Here is a 3,816-nt window from a genome sequence, read left to right as displayed (position 1 = left end):
CGGCGACAATGCCACTTTCGGGTGCCGCACGGGCCTCGGTGCGCAAGCTGTCGATCAGGGTCATGGGCGGATCCGTTTTTGGTCTGCGGTTTTCGTCAGCGGTCCTTACCAGATGCGAAAACAGAAAACCCCGGCCGCCAACGACCGGGGTTTTGGTCCAGCAATGCTGCCCGTGGTCAGCGCCTGGCGAGCAGATCGCGAATTTCGGTGAGCAGCGCGACGTCGGCTGGCGGCGGAGCCGCCGGTGCAGCGGGCTTCTCGCGCTCAAGCCGCTTGCGCATGTTGTTCACCGCCTTGACCATCAGGAAAATGATGAAAGCGAGGATGAGGAAGTTCAACGCGACAGTGATGAAGCTGCCGTAGGCAAAGACCGCGCCTTGCTTCTTGGCGTCGGCCAGCGAGGTGGCGTTGACGGCCGAGGAGAGGCCAAGGAAATAATTGTTGAAGTCCAAGCCGCCGAAAATCGCGCCGACGATCGGCATGATGATATCGTTAACAAGGGAATCGACGATCTTGCCGAAGGCCGCGCCGATGATGACGCCGACCGCAAGGTCCATCACATTGCCCTTGGAAATAAATTCCTGGAATTCTTTCAGCATTCGACCCTCCTTGTCGTGACTGGCCGAGCTGCCGTTTCCGTCCTTGCGGCATCGACCTGAGGCAACATAACAAAAACCTCCTGACGCAACATGGGTAAAAGGGAGAAAACAACCGCTTTCTCCTTACCTTACGGCACTTTGGGCGGCAGCTCTGCCGAATTTGACGCGTTGCGTACAAGGGCGTGAAATTTCATATCCCCGCGATGCAAATCGACACAGATGCCGCCGAATCACTGCAAAACGACCACGCTGGACCAGATTGCCGCCGAGCACGGCATGGGCCCCTGGTTGTTGACGCGAGCGATCAATCGCTCTTTGCAAGGTTTCCCGCATTGACGGCACGGCAAAGCCAGCATTGAATTTCTGGAAATTATAGGCGTTTTCGCCTATAATGTTCTCATGAACATGCTCGAAACCATCAGCATTGATGTTTATCCGTGGGCGGCTCCAACAAAGGAGCAGCGCGCTTGGTTTGACGCGCTTTCGCCCGACGAGAAGCGGAAAGCGATTCAGGCGGCGATCAACGAAGGTTTTGAGAGCCCGGTCAGCGAAAAGTCGATCGACGACATTATTCGGGAAGCGCGTGCCGAACTCCCGCATGCGCCATAGGATAACGCATCGCGCCGAACGCGATCTGAAAGACATTTACCGACACACCTTCGAAAACTTCGGCCACACTCAGGCCGAAAAGTACCTGCGCGAACTCGACGCGGTGTTTGAGTTGCTCGGCGACTATCCGAGTATGGGCCGGCTCTATGAAGGCAGGACCCATCAGTTCGTCCACGGCAAGCACATCATCCTCTATCGCATGGGTTTGGAGGAGGTCGTCATTGGCCGTATTTTCCACGGCGCTCAGCGGCGATCTTCACCATAACGACACCGACGCGCCGCCCTGATAGCCGTCCTGCACAGCTCTGCAATGGACTCGGACGCCAAGCTGTGGTTGCGTCCGGGCAAGCCGGATAGAAAGACGGCAGAGGAGGAAAGTCCAAGCGTGCAGGGCTTGTTCATCGTCATCATCGCGGTCGCCTATGTGACGCTGCTGTTTGCCATCGCCAGCCTCGGCGACCGCCGCTCGGCCATCTCCGAGCCGAGCCGGGGGCGGCCTTTCATCTATGCGCTCAGCCTCGCGATCTACTGCACATCCTGGACTTTCTTCGGCTCGGTCGGTCTCTCTTCCGAACGCGGCCTCGAATTCCTCGGCATCTATACGGGCCCGGTGCTCGTCTTCGTCTTCGGCTTCCCGCTGCTCAACCGTATCGTGCGGCTGGCCAAGACCGAGAAGATCACCTCGATCGCTGATTTCCTCGGCGCACGCTACGGCAAGAGTTTCACCGTCGCGGCGATCGCCACGCTGATCGCCACCATCGGCGCGGTGCCCTATATCGCGCTGCAGTTGAAGGCGATATCCGGTTCGGTCAGCCTGATGGTCGAGCACTATACGGGATCGCCGCCTTCGTTCGATCCCTTCGTCAGCGACATCTCGCTGGTCGTCGCCATGCTGTTGGCGCTGTTCGCGGTGCTGTTTGGAACCCGTCACGCCGACGCCACCGAACACCAGGACGGACTGGTGCTGGCGGTGGCGGTCGAAACCGTCGTCAAGCTCGCCGCCTTCCTGGCGATCGGCCTGATGGTCACCTTCCTGATCTTCGGCGGCCCGGGCGACATGTTCGACAAGCTCGCCGAGAACGCGCAGGTCCGGCAGGCGATGAGCTACAACACCTCGCTCGCCACCTGGCTGGTGCTGACGTGCCTGAGCGGCTTTGCCATCATCATGCTGCCGCGGCAGTTCTACGTCACCATCGTCGAAAACCGCGGCGAGGCCGAACTGCGCACCGCGACATGGGTGTTCCCGCTCTACCTCGTGGCGATCAACCTGTTCGTGCTGCCGATCGCCTTCGCCGGCCTGTCGCTGGTCGGCACCGGAACCAGCAGCGATCTCTATGTGCTGTCGCTGCCCCTGTTCAGCGGCCATGATGTGCTGGCGATGGCGGCTTTCATCGGCGGCCTGTCGGCGGCGACGGCGATGGTGATCGTCGAAAGCGTGGCGCTGTCGATCATGATCTCCAACGATCTCGTCATTCCGCTGTTCGTGCGCCGCCTGCTCAAGACCTCGACCTCCGAGACCGAGGACTGGTCGACGCTGATCCTTAATGTGCGGCGCGGGGCGATCTTCATCCTGTTGTTCATCGCCTTCCTCTATTACCGCGAGAGCACCAACAGCGCGCGCCTGTCGTCGATCGGCCTGATGTCGTTCGCGGCCATCGCCCAGTTCGCCCCCGCCCTGATCGGCGGGCTGATCTGGCGCGGCGCCAACGGCCGGGGTGCGGCACTCGGCATGGTCGCCGGCATCCTCGTCTGGGGCTACACACTGCTCCTGCCGTCGCTTGCCGCGGCCGATACCGGCATCATCGTGCACGGGCTGTTCGGCTTCGAGGCGCTGCGGCCGCAGGCCCTGTTCGGCACCGTCGCCGAACCGCTGAACCACGGCGTGTTGTGGAGCCTGTCGATCAATGCGGTGTTTTTCGTGCTTGGCTCGCTGTCGCGCGCGTCGGTGCCGCTGGAACGCATCCAGGCGTCGATCTTCGTGCCGCGCGATGCCGGCCCGATGCCCAGCCTGCGCCGTTTCCGCACCGCCATCACCGTCAACGACCTGAAGGACACGATCGGGCGCTATCTCGGCGTCGAGCGCACCGAGCGCTCTTTCCAGTCGTTCGAAAAGACCAACGGAACCTCGCTGCACGGCAACGAACAGGCGAGCATGGACGTCATCCGCTTTTCCGAGCAGCTGCTGGCCAGCGCCGTCGGCTCCTCCTCGGCACGGCTGATCCTGTCGCTGCTGTTTCGGCGCCACGACCGCGAATCCCGAGATGCCTTCCGCTTGCTCGACGACGCCACCGAGGCGCTGCAGCACAACCGCGACCTCTTGCAGATCGCGCTCGACCAGATGGAACAGGGCATCACCGTCTTCGATCGCGATTTCCGCCTGATCTGCTGGAACCGCCAGTACCGGGCGCTGTTCGACCTGCCCGACGAGATGGGCCAGGTCGGCGTCTCGCTCGACCGCATCCTGCGCCATCTCGCCGAGCGCGGCGACATTCCCGCCGATCAGCGTGTGGCCATGCTCAACCGGCTGACCAGCTTCGTCAGCCCGTGGCAGATGGAGCTGAAAACCTCGGGCCGCATCCTGGAACGGCGCTCCAACCCGATGCCGGAC

The 3,816-nt window shown here is 61.8% G+C and carries 5 protein-coding genes; 4 read left to right on the top strand and 1 reads right to left on the bottom strand.

What is annotated here, in order from left to right:
* A partial coding sequence (locus tag ENZ75_RS34715; protein WP_206617095.1) for a hypothetical protein occupies positions 1 to 211 on the top strand: 211 nt, incomplete at its 5' end.
* Here the strand turns inward: ENZ75_RS34715 and mscL are convergent.
* The gene (mscL, locus tag ENZ75_RS24595; protein WP_013533610.1) at positions 177 to 599 is read right to left on the bottom strand and encodes a large conductance mechanosensitive channel protein MscL; all 423 of its coding nucleotides are present in this window, start codon (positions 597 to 599) and stop codon (positions 177 to 179) included. The two genes, ENZ75_RS34715 and mscL, sit on opposite strands and share 35 nt — an antisense overlap.
* Before the next feature lie 399 nt (positions 600 to 998).
* Between mscL and ENZ75_RS24590 the strand changes: the two genes are divergently transcribed.
* The 3 genes from ENZ75_RS24590 to ENZ75_RS24580 all read left to right on the top strand — a co-directional run.
* The gene (locus tag ENZ75_RS24590; protein WP_024503137.1) at positions 999 to 1,208 is read left to right on the top strand and encodes a hypothetical protein; all 210 of its coding nucleotides are present in this window, start codon (positions 999 to 1,001) and stop codon (positions 1,206 to 1,208) included.
* Complete coding sequence (locus ENZ75_RS24585) at positions 1,198 to 1,473, top strand: type II toxin-antitoxin system RelE/ParE family toxin (protein ID WP_013533612.1); 276 nt, start codon at positions 1,198 to 1,200, stop codon at positions 1,471 to 1,473. The genes ENZ75_RS24590 and ENZ75_RS24585 overlap by 11 nt, the downstream gene beginning before the upstream one ends.
* A 120-nt stretch (positions 1,474 to 1,593) precedes the next feature.
* Positions 1,594 to 3,816: PAS-domain containing protein (locus tag ENZ75_RS24580; RefSeq protein ID WP_206617094.1), on the top strand; the 2,223-nt coding region annotated here is incomplete at its 3' end.

Origin of the sequence: Mesorhizobium sp. M7A.F.Ca.CA.002.04.1.1, assembly GCF_004022805.1 — a bacterium.
GTDB classification, from domain to species: domain Bacteria; phylum Pseudomonadota; class Alphaproteobacteria; order Rhizobiales; family Rhizobiaceae; genus Mesorhizobium; species Mesorhizobium ciceri.
Note: the sequence above shows the minus strand (reverse complement) of the source record. Positions and strands in the feature narration are given on the sequence as shown.